The organism is Paraburkholderia sp. (assembly GCF_026225065.1).
Lineage (GTDB): Bacteria > Pseudomonadota > Gammaproteobacteria > Burkholderiales > Burkholderiaceae > Paraburkholderia.
Map to the genome: position 1 here is coordinate 1 of NZ_JAMFSB010000202.1, position 17,870 is coordinate 17,870.

The following is a 17,870-nucleotide window of genomic DNA, read 5'->3' on the forward strand; positions in this document are numbered from 1 at the left end:
CCCCACATTCTCGTCTTCGACGAACCGACGGCCGCGCTGGTCAGCCGCGAAGTGGACCGTCTGCTGCAGACCATCGACCGTTTGCGGGAACGCGGCCTGACGATCCTGTACGTATCGCACTACCTCAACGAGATCGCCGCCATCTGCGATCAGGTCACCGTGTTGCGCGACGGCGTGGATGTCGCTCATGTCGACGCGCGCACGACGCCTACCGAAGCCCTCGTCACCGCAATGATCGGCACACAGGCGGAAGCGCGAACTGAGGCTTCCGCACGTATGCTGGGCGAAGTCGTCCTGAACGTGCGCAATCTGAGCGCTACGCGACGCTTCGAAGACGTGTCGTTCGATGTGCGACGCGGCGAGATCGTCGGCATCACTGGTTTGCTCGGCTCTGGTGGCAAGCCCGTGGTGCGCAGCCTGTTCGGCCTCGAACGCGGGGTGCAGGGCGAGATCGAAGTGGATCGCAAGGCGGTGCGCCTGCGCCGCCCGCAAGATGCCGTACGCGAGCATATCGCTTTCGTCCCGGAGGACCGGCGAGCGCATGGTGTAGCGCCTGCGCTCTCGGTGCGCGAGAACACGACACTCGCAAGCCTCGCCCGTTTCAGCCGTTTCGGATTGCTGGCGCAACGCCGGGAAACCAATACCGTGCAACGCCTGATCGAAGAACTGGCGGTACGTACGTCCAGTACGGAAACACCTGTGCGACATCTCTCCGGCGGCAACCAGCAAAAGGTCGCGCTCGCCAAATGGCTGAGCCGCACCTCGTCGCTCTATCTGCTGGACGAACCGACGGTTGGCGTCGACATCGGTGCGAAGACCGAAATCTACCGGCTACTCGACAGGCTCGCTCGCGATGGCGCCGGCGTCCTGCTGTTCTCCAGCGACCTGATCGAGCTGCTCGGTGTCACCGACCGCGTGCTCGTGATGGCGCGCGGCCGCATCGTGCGCGAACTTGTCTCGAGCGAAGCGGACAGCCAGGACGTGCTCGCATGGGCCACCGGAGCACGCGGTACGAACGGCTCGACAGGGCAACAGGAGATCGCAGCATGAGCAAAGTACTCGATGCCGCGCCTCGTACCAGCAAATTCGAATTGCCCGAGCGGCTCTTCGGCGCGCAATGGTGGCTAAGAAGCGGCGCGGCGCTCGCGTTCGCCGTGGTATTTATCGGTTTCGCGGTGAGCTCGCCTTTGTTCTTCACGGTCGGGAATCTCGCGAACGTGTTGCAGCAATCCATTATCGTCGGGATTCTCGGGTTCGGTTTGACGGTTGTGCTGATCGGCGGCGGTGCAGATCCGCTGAGAGGCGGTCTCGATCTTTCGGTTGCAGCCAATCTCGGACTGTGTGCAGCCGTTTATGCCGTAGCGCAACGCGAAGGCATAGCACCTGACAACGCCCTGCTACTGACGCTTGCAGCAGGTGCCGGTGTCGGCGCGCTCAACGCGTTCGCCGTCATCGTACTGCGCATCTTTCCGCTGCTTGCCACGCTGACTACGATGAATCTCTGCGCCGGATTCGAACTGGTGCTGACGCAGAACACGTCGGTGCCTGCCAGCGGCGCACTGCTGAGCTTTCTACTCGATAACGGCGCATTCGGCGTGCCGCATCTTGCGTACGCGCTGCTCGTGGTTGCCGCGTTGTTCACGGTCGTGGTTCATTACACGCCGTTCGGGCTGCGGCTGCGCGCCACCGGCGCCCATCGCGATGCGGCGCAGGCCGCTGGCATACGGCCGAACCGTTACCTTGCCTCAAGCTACATACTGAGTGGGATTGCCGCAGCGCTCGCTGCGTTGGCGTCTACTGCGCTGCTCAGCGGCAGTTCGCCCGGCACCGGAGAGAATCTGCTCGCCACCGTAGCCGCAGCGTTGCTCGGTGTCGTATTTTCGCGGCGGCTCGTGCCGACTATCCCCGGCACACTACTCGCCGTTCTCTTTATCGGCGTCATCAGCAACGGCTTTCAGCTCGACAACGTGTCGAGCTATTGGGTCAACGGTGTCGAAGGCGCGTTGATCCTGTTCGTCGTCGCCACCACGGCGCTGGTGCGCCGCCACGCAGGGAATCACGCTCATGATTGAACAGATTGGCCGCTTGCAGCGCTTCGCGCTAGTCGCGGCACTGATTGCGGTGATCGCGTTCTTCGCGATGTTCGCGCCCGGTTTTGCGCGCGCGGACAATCTTGCTAACGTGTTGTTGAACAATTTCGCACTGCTGGCGATTGCTTCGCTTGGGATGACGCTCGTGTTGTCGCTGGGTGCGATCGACCTGTCGCTAGGCACATCCATTGATGTAGCCAGCCTCGCGTTTGTCCTGCTAAGTGCCCACCAGGTTGGCTTCGTGCCCGCGGCGCTCGGCGGTCTTGCCGCAGCACTCGTCGTCGGCGCGTTTAACGGTGTGCTGATCGGCTGGCTCGGCATTGCACCGTTTCTCGCCACGCTTGGCACACTCTTTATCGGCCAGACCGTCCAGCAGCTCGCCACCGACGGCGGTCAGCCGGTGTACCTGCTCAACGTCGCGTTGCCGCCGCTCTTTAGCGCGCTGGCACACGGCACATTTGCAGGTCTGCCTGTGCCGCTTTGGATCGTGGCAGTGCTGGCGCTCGGCGTGCACGTCACGCTCGCGCATGCCACGTTAGGCAGGCAACTCACCGCGCTCGGGGCACAACCCGGTGTGGCGCGCTATTCCGGTCTGCCGGTTGCGGCCATCACGCTCGTGACGTTTATTGCCAGCGCGTTGATTTATGGCGTCGTCGGTTTGATCTTGTCTTCAACCGTCAAAGCCTACGTACCGCAGGCTGGCAATGGTTATCTGCTCAATGCGATCGGCGCGACCTTCATTGGCACGACACTTTCGCCGACTCGCCGTCCTGGCGTCGTCGGCACACTGCTGGGCGTCCTGCTGCTGAGCCTGGTCGCAAACGGTTTGTTGCTGATTGGCTGGAATTTCTACTGGCAGCAGGTTGCGACCGGCGCACTGATCTTCGCCGTGCTGGCCGTCAGCTTCGCGCAACGGCGTGGCCGCTATGCGTGAGACTCCGTGCCGCGCCCCACGCTAAACGTGAACGCCAACGCACCCACCAGCAACACGCCCTTGATGAAATCCTGCATGTAGTACGGCGCGTTTAGCATTGTCAAGCCGTTAAGCAAAACGCCGACGAATACCGCGCCGACGACCGTGCCAAACACGTTGGGCCGCTTGGCGCCCCACACTGCATAGCCGACCAGCGCAGACGCCACCGCATCGAGCAGCATCGAATGGCCTGCGCTAACGTCGCCACGTCCCACGCGCGCGGCAATCAGCACGCCACCTAGCGAGGCAATCACGCCCGAGGCGACATACGCAGCCACGCGGTAGCGCGCGGTCGGCGCACCGGCGAGGCGCGCCGCTGTTTCGTTGCCGCCGATCGCGTAGATGACCCGTCCCCAGCGCGTGGTTTCCATCACGACGCACGCCACCACGGTGAGCACAAGTAGAACGACCACCGGCAATGGCACAACGTCGAACAATCGCAGGCGCCCGAGTGCGAGAAACGCATCGGGAAAGACACCCGTCGTTTCAGTGCCATCGGGCAGAATCGTGCCGGTTGCGAGCGAACGGCCGCCCGTCGGAATCAATTGCAGACCGGCAAGCAGAAACAGCGTACCAAGTGTTGCCAACTGGTCCGGCACACGCAGACGCGTAATTAGCAGTCCATTGAACAAGCCCGCGGCTATACCGAGGACGAGGCATGCCGCAACCGCTTCCAGCGCGTTACCGTGCCATACAATTAGCACATAGCTAGCGGCCATCTGCGCCGACGCCGCTAGACTGCCCACGGACAGATCGAAACCACCAGCGGCAAGCGTTACTGTCACGCCAATCCCCAGCAACGCGACAATCGACACCGCCTGCAAAATGCTGAAGAGGTTGTCGATATTCAAAAACGCCGGCTGATTGACGGCGAACACGATGACGAGCAACGCAAGCACGAGCAGCATGCCGGTCCGTTCGAGTTGCACGCGCAGCCTTTGCAGCCAGCTGGGGCGAATTCGACCAGCTGACTCATGGCTAGCGGGGACGCCTTCAGAGGCAACATCAGAGGTAACCGAAGGACTGGTTTTCATGAGTGAACGTAAGAAGTGAGATCGGAAGGGGAGACATGGTCGAGCGTCGCGCGGTCGAAGCGGACGACGCGATCCGCAATCTCGAGTGCCTCTTCGAGGTCGCTGACGAAGACGAGGGTGGCGCGCTCGGGTGCATGACGACGCAGCGTGTCGACGATATCGGCGCGCGCTCCGGCATCGACGCCTTGAAACGGTTCATCTAGCAACAACAGCCGTGCGGGCTGCGCATGCCAACGCGCAAGCACGACCTTCTGCTGGTTGCCACCAGAGAGCCGCGTGAGACGATCGTCAGGGCCTGTGCAGCGAATCCCAAAGCGTTCGATCGCTTCAGTCGCGGCACGCTGCTCGCGCGCGCGGTGCACCCTGCCGTGCTTGAACCAGCGTGACAGGAACGGAAAACTGAGCGTGCCCGCAATCGACGCGAACGGCACGCTATCCGGAAACAGCGAGCTTCGCCAACGGTCCTCGCCGGCGAGGAAGACGCCGGCACGGATTGCATCGGCGGGTGAGCGAGGACGCCACGACTTGCCATCGAGCGTCATCGCCCCTGACGTGGCGTGCGTCGCACCGAAAATGGCTCGCGCGAAACGAGATTTGCCACCGCCGACCGGGCCCGCAATCGCGACGATTTCACCGCGCTGCACATCGAGATCGAACGGGATGCTGCCGGGCGTCAACTGAAGATCCCGCACGCTGAAGTACGGCACCTGCGTCGCAGAAGCAGAATCGGACGTCGCCGTGGCGCCCACATCAGCAGCTTGAATACGTAACGGACGCCCGATCATCGTTTCGACCGCGGCATCGAAATCGATCGGTGCGCGCAGATCGGCGACGACCCGCCCGTCGCGCACAATCGTCACGCGTCCGGCAATGCGGCGCAGATCGCCCAGCCGGTGCGACACCAGCAGGATCGCGACGCCCTCGGCGCGCAATCTGTCAAGCAGACCGAAGAGACGCTCGGCCTCAGGTGCAGACAGACTGGCGGTGGGCTCATCGAGAATCAGCAGTGCGGGCCGCGTCGCCAGCGCGCGCGCCAACGTCACCAACTGCTGCGAGGCGAGCGACAAAGAGGCGAGCGGTGCGGACAGGTCGACCTCAAGCCCAACACGCTCGGCTAACGGCGCTGCCGCCTGAAGACGCGCGGCAGGCGTCGCACGCCACGGCGAGGACGGATCGCACAAGCGGTCGAGCAACAGGTTGTCTGCGATCGAAAGCGTCGGCACCACCGCATCCGCAATCGATTGATGAACGGTCGCAACGCCGCTCCGTTTGGCATCCTGCGGTGAAGCCGGACGAAACGGTTGTCCGCGTAACGAGAGCTCGCCGTCGTCGGGAGGATAGACGCCGCTAAGAATCTTCACGAGGGTCGACTTGCCGGCGCCGTTCGCGCCCATCAGTGCAACAACCTCGCCCGCATGAATCGACAGATCGGCGCGATCGAGCGCGAGGGTAGGACCAAAGCGTTTGGAAACCGCGCGAGCGGTCAGAACAGGAACAGTCATCGAAGGGGACGCGCGCTTTACTGCGCTCGTAAAGGATGACCGTTCATCGTAGCCACCCGTTATGGGTGTGCCAACGAAGCGTTGTTCATATCGATAGCTTGTCTGGGGATGACAAAGCCGCTACCCGGACCGAAATGTCCGAGGGCTCGCAGGAAGGGAGTGGCACACCGCAGCCGGCGCGTCTTCAGCGCTCGCTGGGAAAGCCCGATTCAGCAGGGGTTTAACAGCGGAAATGCTCGATATTCTGACCGGCGTAAATCGCACGTGCGAGCCAATCGGGTTTATCGCCCTGGCCGTCCCATGTGTTGCCGTAGGCGTCCCGGTACATTATCGCCCTGGTTGCATGAGTGTCCGCGTCAATTGCCGCGGCCAATGCTTCCATCGTAATGCCGTATTCGTCCATACGGCGACGTATCCACAGGACCAGCCGCTCACGCGCGTTCCCGTCGAGGTCGAACATCCGTTGTTCTTCTCGCTCTTTCATAACGTACCGATGTCGCGACTGATATTGCGCGCGGTTTGAAAAAATAAAAGGCTTCGCTGAGAAACGCGAAGCCTGTACGTGATTCGGGTGAGCCGAACGCCGTTCGACCTCACCTTGCCTTTTGCGCAAATGCGCCCCCGGAAATGATGCCCGACAAATCTATTGATCAGGAAATCCGTTCGGCAAGCGGCTCGAATCGTCGCCCGTCTGGCCCTTTACCCACAAGGGCCGCTTCAGCGTCTAAATCTGGATTTTAGCACCCATTTTTTCTGCCGCGCACGGCAATACGCGGCGGTGACCTCGATATCGCGGCGGTAGCGTGTTATTTTGTCGTTCCGGACTTTCTTTCGCCCTACTTCAAAGGAAAGCACTCATGTCTCCGTCAACCGCGATCGCCGCTATTCTCACCGCGCTTTTGATCGGCGCGATGAGCCCGGGACCGAGTTTTGTCATCGTCGCGCGCAACTCGATCGGCCTGTCGCGGCGCGACGGATTGGCGACCGCGCTCGGCATGGGAATCGGCGGCGTATTCTTTAGCGGCATCGCCTTGCTAGGGTTGTATACCTTGCTGGCCGCCGTCACCTGGTTGTACGTGAGCCTCAAGGTAGCAGGCGGCCTGTATCTGATCTATCTCGCGTCGAAGATCTGGCGCGGCGCAAAGACCCCGCTCGCGTTCAACCAGGGGCAAGCCAATGCCGGAGCCAATCCGCGGAAATCATTCTGGATTGGTTTGAGCACACAACTCAGCAATCCGAAGACCGCTATTTATTACGGCAGTATATTCGCGGCTCTACTGCCCCAGCATCCGCCGTTGTGGTGTTATTTCGCGCTGCCCCCAGCGGTTTTCTCGATCGAAGCCGGGTGGTACACGGTCGTCGCATTGTGTTTTTCCAGCAAGCGTCCGCGCGAACTGTATCTGCGGGCAAAGACCTGGGTGGACCGGGTTGCGGCCGGTGCGATCACCGCCCTCGGCCTCAGATTGATCTTTGCAGCACATCGCGTCGGACTTTGACGCGATTTGAGGCACTGGACCTCTACGCAACCCGCGGCGAATCCTTGTAAGCCATGCCAGGCATGACATCCGGAGGATTCGCCGCGCGCCGTTTTCCTCAAGGGGCTGACCATTTCGCGCTCCGCTGCACGCTGCCTGACGCAAGCTTTACAAGATAGTTCTTGACGACAGTAGCCCCGAACCGCTATTGTGACCCTCGAAGTTCAAGAAGTTCGATTGCTGTTCATCAATTGCTCGCTCTCTCAGCGGTATTCGTTGTCCATTCCCTCCTTGACGCTTCACGTGCTCCATAGCGAGCGATTTCTTACTTTTTCTACCTCAAGGATTCTTCATGGATACCGGTACCGTTAAGTGGTTCAACGACAGCAAAGGCTTTGGCTTCATTACACCGGACAAGGGCGGCGACGACCTGTTCGCTCACTTCTCGGAAATCAGCGGCGACGGCTTCAAGACGCTGGCTGAAAACCAGAAGGTGAGCTTCGAAACGAAGCAAGGCCCCAAGGGTCTGCAAGCGGCTAACATCAAGCCGCTGTAAAGTTTGAAGGGTCCGGTATCCGGCATCGGGTACCGGGCTGCAGCGACACCCTCGCGGAGCTTGTTCTCCCACAGTTGGCGTAATCGCTTAGCAGTTTCTTTGCGCCAAACGCATCGCTTGCCCCCTCATCCTCCCCTGGCTTGACCGGCTTAAACGCCTTTCCCCGCCTTTTCCATCAGGCATTCGCTTCGGCTTGAACGGGCTCGTCCTGATCGCCGTGTGCGCGTACGTATATTTAAAATTAAAATGCAAAACAAACACATTCATCATTACAACGGCTATGCCGTCCAACCTTCGGCACATCGTTTGCCTGACGGTTCGTTTTCCTCCAACCTGTTGCTCGAGCGTGCCGACACGGCCCGCGCTGAAGCGCGCTATCAGTTCTACTCGCTCGACTACTTCAATGACGAAGAACAGGCGCTGCAGCACTCATGCCGTTGGGCCCGTCATTGGGTCGACAGCCGCGGTTAATAGCGTCCGGCCCGCTTCACAGTTTGGCCTGCGATGAGCTCGCGCTCCCGTCGGCCAGATCAATCGCGCTGCCGGACTTTACCCGCGCGCGCAATTCGAATTTCTGGATCTTCCCGGTCGACGTTTTAGGTAGCTCTCCGAAGCGAACTGCCTTGGGTAGCTTAAAGCTCGCCAGGAACAGACGGCAATGCGCAATGATCTCTTCGGCAGTGGCCGCTGCACCTTCTTTCAGCTCGACGAAGGCGCACGGCACCTCGCCCCACTTCGCGTCGGGCATCGCCACCACGGCGGCCACCGAGACCGCTGGGTGCCGGTATAGCGTGTCTTCGATTTCGATGCTCGAGATGTTTTCCCCACCCGAAATAATGATGTCCTTGCTGCGATCGCGAATGCGAATGTAGCCATCCGGCATCAGCACGCCCAGATCGCCGGTATGGAACCAGCCGCCCCTGAAGGCATCTTCGGTGGCGCGCTCGTTCTTCAGATAGCCCTTCATGCAGATGTTGCCGCGAAACATGATTTCGCCCAGCGTTTCGCCGTCGTTCGGCACCGGCTCGAGCGTGTCCGGGTCCAGCACGGTCGCGGCGGCTTGCAGGTGATAGCGCACGCCCTGACGTGCGTTGAGCCGCGCGAGCTCGTCGTCGCTGACGCTGTTCCAGTGTTCTTGTCTGGCACAGACAGACGCCGGTCCGTAGACCTCGGTAAGACCATAGACGTGAGTCAGATCGAAACCAATCGCTTTCATCCTGGCAATCACTGCAGGCGCAGGCGCCGCGCCGGCCACCATCGTGGCAACCCGGTGCCCGATTCCTTCGCGCCACGCTTCAGGCGCATTGGCAAGCGCGCTCTGCACGATCGGCGCGCCGCAATAGTGGGTGACGCCCTCCGTGCGAATCAGGTCGAACACGGTCTTCGCATCGAATTTGCGCAAGCAGACGTTGATGCCCGCACGCGCCGCCACGGTCCATGGAAAACACCAGCCATTGCAATGAAACAGCGGCAGCGTCCAGAGATACACCGCATGCTTCGGCATATCCCATTCGAGGATGTTACTCACGGCGTTCAGATAAGCGCCGCGATGATGGTAGACGACGCCCTTAGGATCGCCCGTCGTGCCGGACGTGTAGTTCAGCGCGATCGCGTCCCATTCGTCGGCAGGTGGCTGCCATGCGAATTGAGGATCGCCGCCTTGCAGGAAGGCTTCGTAGTCGGTTGCGCGTGGAAACTTGTGCGGGTCCGCGGGCGTCACGTCATTGACGCTGACAATCCGCAGATCCGGAAACTCCAGCGAAGCGCGATGCGCCAGTTCGGCGTACTCGGTGTCGACGATCAACGCCCTGGCCTCGCCATGGCGCAGCATGAACAGGATCGACGCAATATCGAGCCGCGTATTCAGCGTATTGAGCACGGCTCCTGCCATCGGTACGCCGAAATGCGCTTCAATCATCTGAGGGATGTTGGGCAGCAGCACCGCAACGGTGTCGCCATGTCCTATCCCAACCTGCTGCAGCGCGCTGGCTAGGCGCCGTGTGCGCTCATACGTCTCGCGCCACGTGCGCCGGATCGCACCGTGGACCACCGCGCAACGGTCGCCATAGACCTGCGCAGCACGCGCTATGAAATCAATCGGCGTGAGCGGAACATGGTTCGCCTCACGACGGCCGAGACCTTCGTCGAACATAGGCATCATTGGGTCGTCTCCTCGGGAGTCAGTGGCTCCGCGGTACTTCTGCGTCTTATGATCAATCAGCTTATCGTACTCGCGACTTCCCATACGGAATAACGGGAAGCCGCAGTGCGATCAAGCGTGAATGGTACAGAAGGGAGACGACGCGTCGAAATCAGGCAGCTTTGTTTTCGTGCTGATCGCGCTTGCGGGAGACGTAACGGGCTAGCACCGCGTCGGTATGAAACAACTCGAACGCGATGTCCGACAACACGCCCGCCTCGCGCCAGCGTAAGTAGTACCGGTGCGAGGTCTGGTAGGGAGGGTAGCTTTGGGGCATGGCGTTCCATGGTTTGCCGGTACGCAACACCCACAGAACGCTGTTGACGACGCCTCGCAGATTGACGCACGGACGCCCTCTGCGGACGACGCTTTGGTTCAGCTCAGGCAGCATCGGCACGATACGTTCCCACTGCGCATCGGTCAGATCGTAGACCGAAAGCGCGAACGGTAGCGGCGAATGCGATTGGGTCGACTCGAGTGTATTCATACAAGTGAGGAACGCTAACGACGCGACTGAGGGTGGCAACAACAGGGCGCACATCCAGCCGCCCTTCCGATGCTTTGCATTCAGCTTAACTGATGCGCCGTTCGAAGAAAGTCAAATCTTGTTAGATCGGGCCGTGGGAGCCACACCGGAGTGCTAGTCGCGTGTGTCGATCACTTCGTCGCCGATCTGTTCGAGCCGGTAGCCATAACCATAGATCGGCGTGAGGCGGTAGCCATTTTCCGGGCGCAGTCCCAATTTTGAGCGCAGCATCGACACATGGGTGTCCATGGTGCGTGTGGGAATGTCGACGGTCTGCTTCCAGACCATATCGACGATGTGCGCTCGCGATAACGGTCGGTTCAAATGCTGGAACAGCAACAACGCGAGTTCGAATTCCTTCTGTGTGAGATTCACTAATTGTTGCTTCACGTGCACCTGTTTAGCGTTCAGGTCGAATTCGAAATCGCCAAAGGTCGCTTTGACCGCTGCTGCATTGATCTGATAGGCGCGCCGTAGCAGCGAACCGACCCGCGCCAGCAACACACTCGCGGCGACCGGCTTGACGACGTAGTCGTCCGCGCCGGCATTTAACATTGCGACGATGTCGCTTTCGCGGCCGCGCGATGTCATGAAAATCACCGGCACGCGCTCGGCTAGCGTCGAGCGCACCCATCGCAACACCTCTTCGCCGGACAGGTCCGGCACGATCCAGTCGAGGATCAGGAGATCGAAGGTCTGACGGTGCAACTGCTGGACGAGTGCGCGACCTTCGGAGAAGGTATGGCAGACATGGCCCGCCGCCGACATGGTTTCATGCACGAAAGCGGTTTGGGCAGGGTCGTCATCGAGTACCGCGATTCTCATACTCGCCTCTTGAAGTGACAAGGCGCCGCGGGAAACGCTCGGCCGGCAGCCCTGAAAGGTTCGTTGCATAAGGTTGGCACTGGCAACCGAGGGTATCGGTTTGCCCACCATGCAACATCGGCGTGAATTTATTGTAGCCCGGCGCGACAAAGGCCGCTGATAAGCCTGAACCCTGGTGACGAACCCATTAGTCCGACTACTGTGTCTCGCCCTCGAACCCCGCCATCAACCCACTCGCGCGCTGCACCTTCGCGCACACAGCCTGTTCGAGCACGGGCTTGCCTTGCGGGATCGCCAGCGTCAGAAACGCCCGCGCCCGGGTAATGCCTGTGTAGACGAGTTCGCGCGACAGAATCGGACTAAACGTATCGGGCAACACCAATGCAGCGTGCATGAATTCCGAGCCCTGCGATTTATGCACGGTGAGCGCGAGCACCGTTTCCACTGCCTGCAAACGGCTAGGCAGGACCCACTTGATGCCACCCGTGCCGTCGGCTGCAGGAAATGCCACTCTCAACACCGGATTCTCATCCGTCATGCCCGGCAGTTCAAGCGTGATACCGATGTCGCCGTTCATCAGCCCCAGCTCATAATCGTTACGGGTTACGAGCACCGGCCGTCCCGGATACCACTCGCCGCGCATTGCAATCAAACCGTCTTCCTGCAGCAGCCGCGCAATGCGTTTGTTGAGTCCTTCGACACCCCACGGTCCGCGGCGCAGCGCGCACAGAAGCTGAAACTCGCCGTGCGCCTTCAGCACCGCGCGCGCCCACGTGTCAAATGCTTCGGGCTCGTCGTAGCGGTCAGGCTGCTGCGTGTGCATCGTCGCCAGGTAGTGCCGATAGCCATAGCGTGGCCGTCCCGGCTCTCCGTTGGCACCGAACAGGTGCGCGGATGCCGACGCATCGCTGGCGCCGCCGTATCCATCTATGACAAGTGCCTTAAAGGACGCATCGTCCGTAGCCGAGCAAACCAGCAACGCAAGATCCGCGTGACCGTGTGTCCAGATCCGTGCGACAGCCGCGGCGTCGCCCGTATTGACGAGCGTAGCGAGCTGGCCGATCCCGCTCTCTGCGGAAAACCGATGACTATGCCGCAGCATCGCAATCGACTGGTCGAGCGCCGTGCCCTGTTCGTCGAGCATGGCCACCTCGATGCGCTCGCCGGTTGCGGCCAGCAGCCAGTCGCGCGTGGCCGGTGTGTAATGCCCTTCGCCCGCGCGCTGACACAATTCACCGAGCACGGCCCCGGCCTCTACCGACGCCAACTGATCCTTGTCGCCCAGCAGAATCAGCCGTGCCGATGCGGGCAATGCGTCGAGCACTGCCGCCATCATCTCGAGATCGACCATGGAGGCCTCGTCGATCACCAGCACATCCACCGGTAGCGGATTGCTCGCGTCGTGACGGAACCGCCGGCTCTCGGGACGCGTGCCGAGCACCCGATGCAGCGTCGTCACTACCGTCGGGATCGCCTCGCGCACGGCGGCGGCGTTCGGCAGAGCGTCGACGGGCAGTTGCGCCACCGCGCCTGCAATCGATTCGTTCAGACGCGCCGCAGCTTTACCGGTCGGCGCCGCGAGACGAATCCGCAACGGTCGTGCGGGACGCAGCGGATTCGCCAGGCCGTCGAGTGCAAGCGTCTGCAGCAAGGCAAGCAGTCTGACCACGGTGGTCGTCTTGCCGGTGCCTGGGCCACCCGTAATGATGCTGAACGCGCTGCGCGCTGCCAGTGCGCAGGCGAGCTTCTGCCAGTCCGCGCTCGTCGCGTTGGCTGAGCGCGGCGGGAACAAAACGTCCAGCGCGGTCCGCGCGGAACCCGCCTGCAACGACGCTTCCATCTGCGCCGATGCTGCGAGCCGTCGCTCGATACCAGCGCGCACATCTTGCTCGTATTGCCAGTAGCGACGCAGATACAACCGCGTGCCGACGAGCACGAGTGGCGTATTGCCGGCATCGGCGCCGACCAGCGCGGGCTGATCGAGCGCCGCCAGCCAGCGCGCGAGATTCACGCCTGCCAGCACTTCTGCCGGCGCCTGCGGTGGTTCCGTTGTGGTGAGCGCCTGCGGTCCATCAGGCGGTAACGAAAGTGCGAAGGTCGGGTCGTCGAGTGTCGCCTGCAGGTCGAGGCACACGTGGCCGCGCCCCAACTGATGACTCGCAAGCGCGGCCGCCAGCACCAGCAGCGGCGGCGTCTGCGGTTCCTCCGTCCACAGGAAGCGCGCGAAGCCGGCATCGAGCGCGCGCAACCAGCCGCGCTCGACCCACTGGTCCAGCACGGCGAGCATGCGGCGCGTGTCGCCCTTGGCGTCGATGACGGCTACGGTGTCGTTGGAACGGGGTGTCATTCGATTTCCTTCAACGCGTACTCATCTGCATCTTCGTCATCGGAGCGATGGTGCGCAAACAGCGCATCCAGTTCTTCGATCAACTCGCGCGGCGGCCGCTCGACATGCAAACCCTGGCCGGGCGCGCGGCCGCCCCGCAGAAACAGATAAACCGCACCGCCCACGTCGCGGTCGTAGTCGTAATCGGGCAAGCGCACCTTTAACAAACGATGCAGTGCGAACAGATACAGCACGTATTGCAGCTCGTAGCGTGAATGCAGGATCTGCGCGCGCATCCTCGCCGGTGTGTACGCTGCGTCGTCGGGACCAAGCCAGTTCGACTTGTAGTCCGCGACGTAATAGCGGCCATCGTGTTCGAACACCAGATCGATAAAACCCTTGAGCATGCCGTTCAGGCGAGCGGGCTCGAGCGCGGGCCGCGCTTCCCCATCGAGCGTCAGGTCGCACACGAGTTGATCGAGCACTTGTGTATCAACGGTGTGCGCTGCGAGCCAGAACTCCATTTCGGCCATGTATGACGCTGGATCGAGATCCGCCAGCACGACTGGCGGCACCGGCTCACCTTCTATTGATGGCAACGCGAGCGGCGTACGCAGCAGATACAGCAGCCAATCCGCCAGCGGTTCGATCCAGCGCGGCCAGCCACGTAGATTGCAGCGGCGCGCCACGGTATCGCGCACCGTTTGCGGATGGTTGGCGAGCTTCGCGAAGCCTTCGTTGGCTGCCCATTCCATCAGGTCGTGCAGGAAACTGCCTGCGTCCGCGCCGCGCAGGAAACCGTGCAAGGTCTCAGCGGCCGGCAACGCAAGCGCAGTCGCAGTCGCGGCAGAGGTTGCCGGTTGTGCCTGCGAAGCCGCTGTTGACGCTACCTCGTCGTCTTCGAGTGCTTCCGCTTCCAGCAGTTCGTGGAATACGTCTTCACTGCGCGTTTCAGGAGCCACGCGTGACTCGCATGTCGCGCCATCGTCGGTCGCGCTCGCCGGCATTGGAACTACGTGAGCACCTGTGCCACCGATTACACCATTGTCCTTGCGCAGGCTGGAGTAGCTGGCAATCCACCACGACTCGCGCACAGGCCGCGTCAGCATGCGAGCTTCACCGCGTAACTGCTGCATGCCGAGCGGCACGAAAGGTTCGCTGCTCGGGGGCGGCGCCTCGGCAATCCTGATATCGCCACACGTACCTCGCAATTGCTCCAGCAACGCATTGAGTTCAGTGCTGGCAATCGGTTTGCCACCACCGAGCAGGTAGCCGAACGCGCTCAACTCGACGCTCTGGATCGGCGCAATCCCCACCCAGGTCGCGTAGCGCGCCCGCGTCAACGCCACATATAGCTTGCGCAGGTCTTCGCCGAGCCGCTCGCGGTCCGCTCGCGGTAATACGTCGACATCGCCCAGCGTGATGTGCAACTTGCCCGCTTCGTCATGCCATTTGAGCGGCATATCGTCCGCGTTGACCGGGCGGTAGGTGCACGCAAACGGCAGGAACACCAGCGGATACTCCAGCCCCTTCGACTTGTGAACCGTCACCACCTGCACCAGACCCGCATCACTTTCCAGCCGCAGTTGCCGCGCATCGCCGCCCGCGCTGGCGCCCTCATCCGCGCACTGTTCGTCCAGATAGCGAATCAGCGCGTGCTCGCCGTCAAGCTGCGCACTGGCCTGTTGCAGCAACTCGGCCAGATGCAGCAGGTTAGTCAGCACGCGTTCGCCGTTGACCGCCGCGCCCGCTGTCTGTCCGAGCAGCCGCTGCGGCACGTGGAAATCGTTGAGCAGGCGGCGCAGCATCGGCAGCACGCCTTTATTGCGCCAGCAGTCGCGGTAGTCGCGGAACCGCAGCACGCACTTCTCCCACGCAAGTTCGTCCCGGTTGAAGGTATCAAGTGCGGCCCAATCGAGTCCGAGTGTCGCGGTGGCCAGTGCAGTGCGCACCAGGCGGCCGTCATCGGGGTCCGCACACGCCGCGAGCCAGTGATGCAATTCCTGCGCTTCCCCCGTCTGAAACACCGAATCCCGATCGGACAGGTAGACGCTGCGCACGCCGCGTTCAGCCAGCGCGGCGCGGATCGCGCGCGCTTCCGTGCCGTTGTTGACCAGCACCGCCATATGGCCAGGCTGCAGTGGTGTCTTGCCACTAGCACCTTCGAAGGCCGCCTTGCCGGCCTGCCCCAGGTTCAGAAGGCGCACCATCTCGGTCGCGCAACTGGCGGCCATCTCGCGCAGATACGCTTCCTTGCTGAGCGGCTTGCCTTCGTCGGCGGAGGGCAGCCACCACGCGCTCAGCGCAGGCACCTCCGCACTTTGGACGCGCAGCGTGTCTTTACGGCCTGCTGCGTCGGCGGCAATAAATGGAAGCGGATTGGCGCCGCCCTCGGCGCTGCGGAAAAGGAACGCCCCTTCGCCACCCTGTCGCTCTTCGGCTGCTTCGAAGCAACGATTGACAGCATCCACCATTCCTTGTGTCGAACGGAAGTTTTTCTTTAGCGTGAATAACCGTCCGGCGCAGGCGCGCCGCGCTTCGAGGTAGGTGTAAATATCCGCGCCACGGAACGCGTAAATCGCCTGTTTCGGATCGCCAATCAAAACGATTGCCGTGTCCGGATCGTTCTCCGCAATGCGGTAGACGGCATCGAAAATCCGATACTGCACTGGATCCGTGTCCTGAAACTCGTCGATCAACGCGACCGGGTATTGCTGACGGATGATCTCGGCCAGGCGTTTGCCGTTCGGCTTGTGCAAGGCGTCGTTAAGGCGCGTGAGCAGATCGTCGAAACCCATCTGCGAGCGGCGCGCTTCTTCTTCCGTGAAGCGCTGCGCAATCCAGCGGGCCGAGTGACGCAGCAATGCATATTGCGCCGTGGGCTGTGCGGCCAAAGCGTCGCGCAGCGTCTCCATCGCGACGAAGGCAGGATGGGCCGGCGGCTCGCCGATGAGCCAGATTTCAGCGAGGCCAGCCCGCGTAAAACGAGTCCACACTGCGGCTGTAGCTTCGAAATCGGGCCGCTGCATGTTGGGGTCGTTGGACCAATCTCGCAGCTTGTCGAGCCACTTCTTGCAGTTCGGTGCGTTCAGGCTCGTCGCCTTGAACTGCTTCTTCGCCCGCGCATCGTCGAACAGCGCCTGGAGTTCGTCGCACCACGCTGCCCAGTTTGTCTTCAGATGATCGACATGTTCGCGCTGCTTCTTGCGCGCGTCCTGCAACGCCTCAAGCGGCGGCGGGGCGTCTTCCAGCAGATTGGCATGGCCCAGCAGACCGCGAATCGCCTGCTGCAACTTCGCCGGGCTCGCGAACCATTGGCGGACTTCCGCCGCCGACTGCAGATCAAGCGGCGCCAGAAACGTGCGCCAGTAATCGCGCACGACTTCAGCGCGCAACTCGCTCTGGTCGGTTTCGAGCGTCTGCGAAAACAGGCTGTCGCTGTCGAACGCGTGCTCGCTCAACATGCGGTTGCACCAGCCATGAATCGTGGAGACCGCAGCTTCATCCATCCATTCCGCGGCGAGCTGCAGCCGGTGCGCGCAGGCGGCCCACTGCTCGACGTCGCAGCTGTCACGCAGGTCGTGCAACAGGTCTTTGCCGGCCACGAGCGGTTCAACTTCGTCCGGGTCCGCGCGGAAATACGCGGCCGCTTCGATCAGACGCGCACGGATGCGGTCACGCAACTCCTTGGTGGCCGCATCCGTAAACGTCACGACGAGAATTTCCGGCGGCGTCAACGGCCGCGCCTCGCTATCCGGTCCACGATGACCCAGCACGAGCCGGACGTACAGCATCGCGATCGTGAAGGTCTTGCCAGTGCCGGCGCTCGCTTCGATCAGGCTGCTGCCCTGCAGCGGAAATTCGAGCGGCTTCAGTTCAGCTGGGGTTCCCTCGGACTGTTGCGTTGTCAGGGGAGTATTCATTGTGCGTCTCCCGCTTGTGACGATGAGTTCTTCGATCTCGACGCCGAAACAGGAATCGCGCGATGCAGCGGTAACAACAATGCGACGGCGAGCGTCTCGAACTCCCCGCTGGCGGCGAGCACGTCAAAGTCCGGATAGGCACGGGAGAGATACGCGTTGGTCTGCCGCTCGCCTGCCTGGCGACCCACGCCATCGTAAGTGAGACGAGCGGCTTCGCGCGCTTCGTTGAGCTGCGCGGCAAGCGTGTCGCCGCCGTCACCATGCCCGCGCTCGCCATCCGCGCCCGCGAGACCCCCAACCTCTGCGAAATCAAGCGCGCCTGGCCGCTTTCTAAGCCACGCAAACGCCGTTCTCACGGCGAGTGGCAGCGGTTTACGTGTGCCTTCATCCCAGGCTCGCAGCAAGGTCAACAGATGCGAGCGCGCCACGTCCGCTGCGAG

General features: G+C 61.9%; 14 protein-coding genes and 1 pseudogene. 6 read left to right on the forward strand and 9 right to left on the reverse strand.

The window, feature by feature from the left end; all coding sequences use genetic code 11:
* The 3 genes from M0954_RS14820 to M0954_RS14830 all read left to right on the forward strand — a co-directional run.
* Nucleotides 1–1,050 (forward strand): sugar ABC transporter ATP-binding protein (locus M0954_RS14820; protein ID WP_297353992.1); only part of this gene is annotated, 1,050 nt, incomplete at its 5' end.
* Entirely contained in the window at nt 1,047–2,072 is a 1,026-nt protein-coding gene (locus M0954_RS14825) for an ABC transporter permease (RefSeq protein WP_133893671.1), read from the forward strand. The genes M0954_RS14820 and M0954_RS14825, both read left to right, overlap by 4 nt.
* A complete protein-coding gene (locus M0954_RS14830) occupies nt 2,065–3,024 on the forward strand; it encodes an ABC transporter permease (RefSeq protein WP_297353994.1) in 960 nt (319 codons plus the stop codon). Before M0954_RS14825 ends, M0954_RS14830 begins: the two co-directional genes overlap by 8 nt.
* Here the strand turns inward: M0954_RS14830 and M0954_RS14835 are convergent.
* From M0954_RS14835 to M0954_RS14845, 3 genes are all read right to left on the reverse strand, one after another.
* Nucleotides 3,015–3,971, reverse strand: a complete 957-nt coding sequence (locus tag M0954_RS14835) for an ABC transporter permease (protein ID WP_297354007.1) — start codon at nt 3,969–3,971, stop codon at nt 3,015–3,017. The two genes, M0954_RS14830 and M0954_RS14835, sit on opposite strands and share 10 nt — an antisense overlap.
* A gap of 122 nt (nt 3,972–4,093) precedes the next feature.
* Nucleotides 4,094–5,599: a sugar ABC transporter ATP-binding protein gene (locus M0954_RS14840; RefSeq protein WP_297353996.1), complete on the reverse strand. Its 1,506-nt coding sequence runs from the start codon at nt 5,597–5,599 to the stop codon at nt 4,094–4,096.
* 220 nt (nt 5,600–5,819) lie between these two features.
* Nucleotides 5,820–6,083 (reverse strand): H-NS family nucleoid-associated regulatory protein, encoded by a 264-nt coding sequence (locus M0954_RS14845; RefSeq protein WP_297353998.1) that lies wholly within the window; start codon nt 6,081–6,083, stop codon nt 5,820–5,822.
* A gap of 373 nt (nt 6,084–6,456) precedes the next feature.
* Here M0954_RS14845 and M0954_RS14850 point away from each other — a divergent pair, with 373 nt between their 5' ends.
* The 3 genes from M0954_RS14850 to M0954_RS14860 all read left to right on the forward strand — a co-directional run bounded on the left by M0954_RS14850 (nt 6,457) and on the right by M0954_RS14860 (nt 8,101).
* Entirely contained in the window at nt 6,457–7,095 is a 639-nt protein-coding gene (locus M0954_RS14850; RefSeq protein WP_122157907.1) for a LysE family transporter, read from the forward strand.
* Nucleotides 7,096–7,426: 331 nt separating this feature from the next.
* A complete protein-coding gene (locus M0954_RS14855; RefSeq protein WP_012428559.1) occupies nt 7,427–7,630 on the forward strand; it encodes a cold-shock protein in 204 nt (67 codons plus the stop codon).
* 246 nt (nt 7,631–7,876) lie between these two features.
* Entirely contained in the window at nt 7,877–8,101 is a 225-nt protein-coding gene (locus M0954_RS14860; RefSeq protein WP_122157906.1) for a hypothetical protein, read from the forward strand.
* Nucleotides 8,102–8,117: 16 nt separating this feature from the next.
* Here the strand turns inward: M0954_RS14860 and M0954_RS14865 are convergent, their stop codons facing one another.
* From M0954_RS14865 to M0954_RS14890, 6 genes and pseudogenes are all read right to left on the reverse strand, one after another.
* Nucleotides 8,118–9,791, reverse strand: coding sequence for an acyl-CoA synthetase (locus M0954_RS14865; RefSeq protein ID WP_297354000.1), 1,674 nt, complete (start codon nt 9,789–9,791; stop codon nt 8,118–8,120).
* Between the two features lie 151 nt (nt 9,792–9,942).
* Nucleotides 9,943–10,317: a transposase gene (locus M0954_RS14870; RefSeq protein ID WP_166660853.1), complete on the reverse strand. Its 375-nt coding sequence runs from the start codon at nt 10,315–10,317 to the stop codon at nt 9,943–9,945.
* 153 nt (nt 10,318–10,470) lie between these two features.
* Nucleotides 10,471–11,181 (reverse strand): response regulator transcription factor, encoded by a 711-nt coding sequence (locus tag M0954_RS14875; protein WP_122157903.1) that lies wholly within the window; start codon nt 11,179–11,181, stop codon nt 10,471–10,473.
* A gap of 196 nt (nt 11,182–11,377) precedes the next feature.
* Nucleotides 11,378–13,528 carry an exodeoxyribonuclease V subunit alpha gene (gene recD, locus M0954_RS14880; protein ID WP_297354002.1) on the reverse strand — a complete coding sequence of 717 codons (2,151 nt, stop codon included), beginning with the start codon at nt 13,526–13,528 and terminating at the stop codon, nt 11,378–11,380.
* Nucleotides 13,525–17,430: an exodeoxyribonuclease V subunit beta gene (recB, locus tag M0954_RS14885; RefSeq protein ID WP_297354004.1), complete on the reverse strand. Its 3,906-nt coding sequence runs from the start codon at nt 17,428–17,430 to the stop codon at nt 13,525–13,527. The genes recD and recB overlap by 4 nt, the downstream gene beginning before the upstream one ends.
* Nucleotides 17,427–17,870, reverse strand: a pseudogene (locus M0954_RS14890) (hypothetical protein); the annotation flags it as partial. The pseudogene M0954_RS14890 and the gene recB, both read right to left, overlap by 4 nt.

Coding starts and splice junctions, on each gene's coding strand:
- M0954_RS14825 (WP_133893671.1), top strand. CDS start 1,047: ATGAGCAAAGTACTCGATGCCGCGCCTCGTACCAGCAAATTCGAATTG.
- M0954_RS14830 (WP_297353994.1), top strand. CDS start 2,065: ATGATTGAACAGATTGGCCGCTTGCAGCGCTTCGCGCTAGTCGCGGCA.
- M0954_RS14835 (WP_297354007.1), bottom strand. CDS start 3,971: ATGCTGCTCGTGCTTGCGTTGCTCGTCATCGTGTTCGCCGTCAATCAG.
- M0954_RS14840 (WP_297353996.1), bottom strand. CDS start 5,599: ATGACTGTTCCTGTTCTGACCGCTCGCGCGGTTTCCAAACGCTTTGGT.
- M0954_RS14845 (WP_297353998.1), bottom strand. CDS start 6,083: ATGAAAGAGCGAGAAGAACAACGGATGTTCGACCTCGACGGGAACGCG.
- M0954_RS14850 (WP_122157907.1), top strand. CDS start 6,457: ATGTCTCCGTCAACCGCGATCGCCGCTATTCTCACCGCGCTTTTGATC.
- M0954_RS14855 (WP_012428559.1), top strand. CDS start 7,427: ATGGATACCGGTACCGTTAAGTGGTTCAACGACAGCAAAGGCTTTGGC.
- M0954_RS14860 (WP_122157906.1), top strand. CDS start 7,877: ATGCAAAACAAACACATTCATCATTACAACGGCTATGCCGTCCAACCT.
- M0954_RS14865 (WP_297354000.1), bottom strand. CDS start 9,791: ATGATGCCTATGTTCGACGAAGGTCTCGGCCGTCGTGAGGCGAACCAT.
- M0954_RS14870 (WP_166660853.1), bottom strand. CDS start 10,317: ATGAATACACTCGAGTCGACCCAATCGCATTCGCCGCTACCGTTCGCG.
- M0954_RS14875 (WP_122157903.1), bottom strand. CDS start 11,181: ATGAGAATCGCGGTACTCGATGACGACCCTGCCCAAACCGCTTTCGTG.
- recD (WP_297354002.1), bottom strand. CDS start 13,528: ATGACACCCCGTTCCAACGACACCGTAGCCGTCATCGACGCCAAGGGC.
- recB (WP_297354004.1), bottom strand. CDS start 17,430: ATGAATACTCCCCTGACAACGCAACAGTCCGAGGGAACCCCAGCTGAA.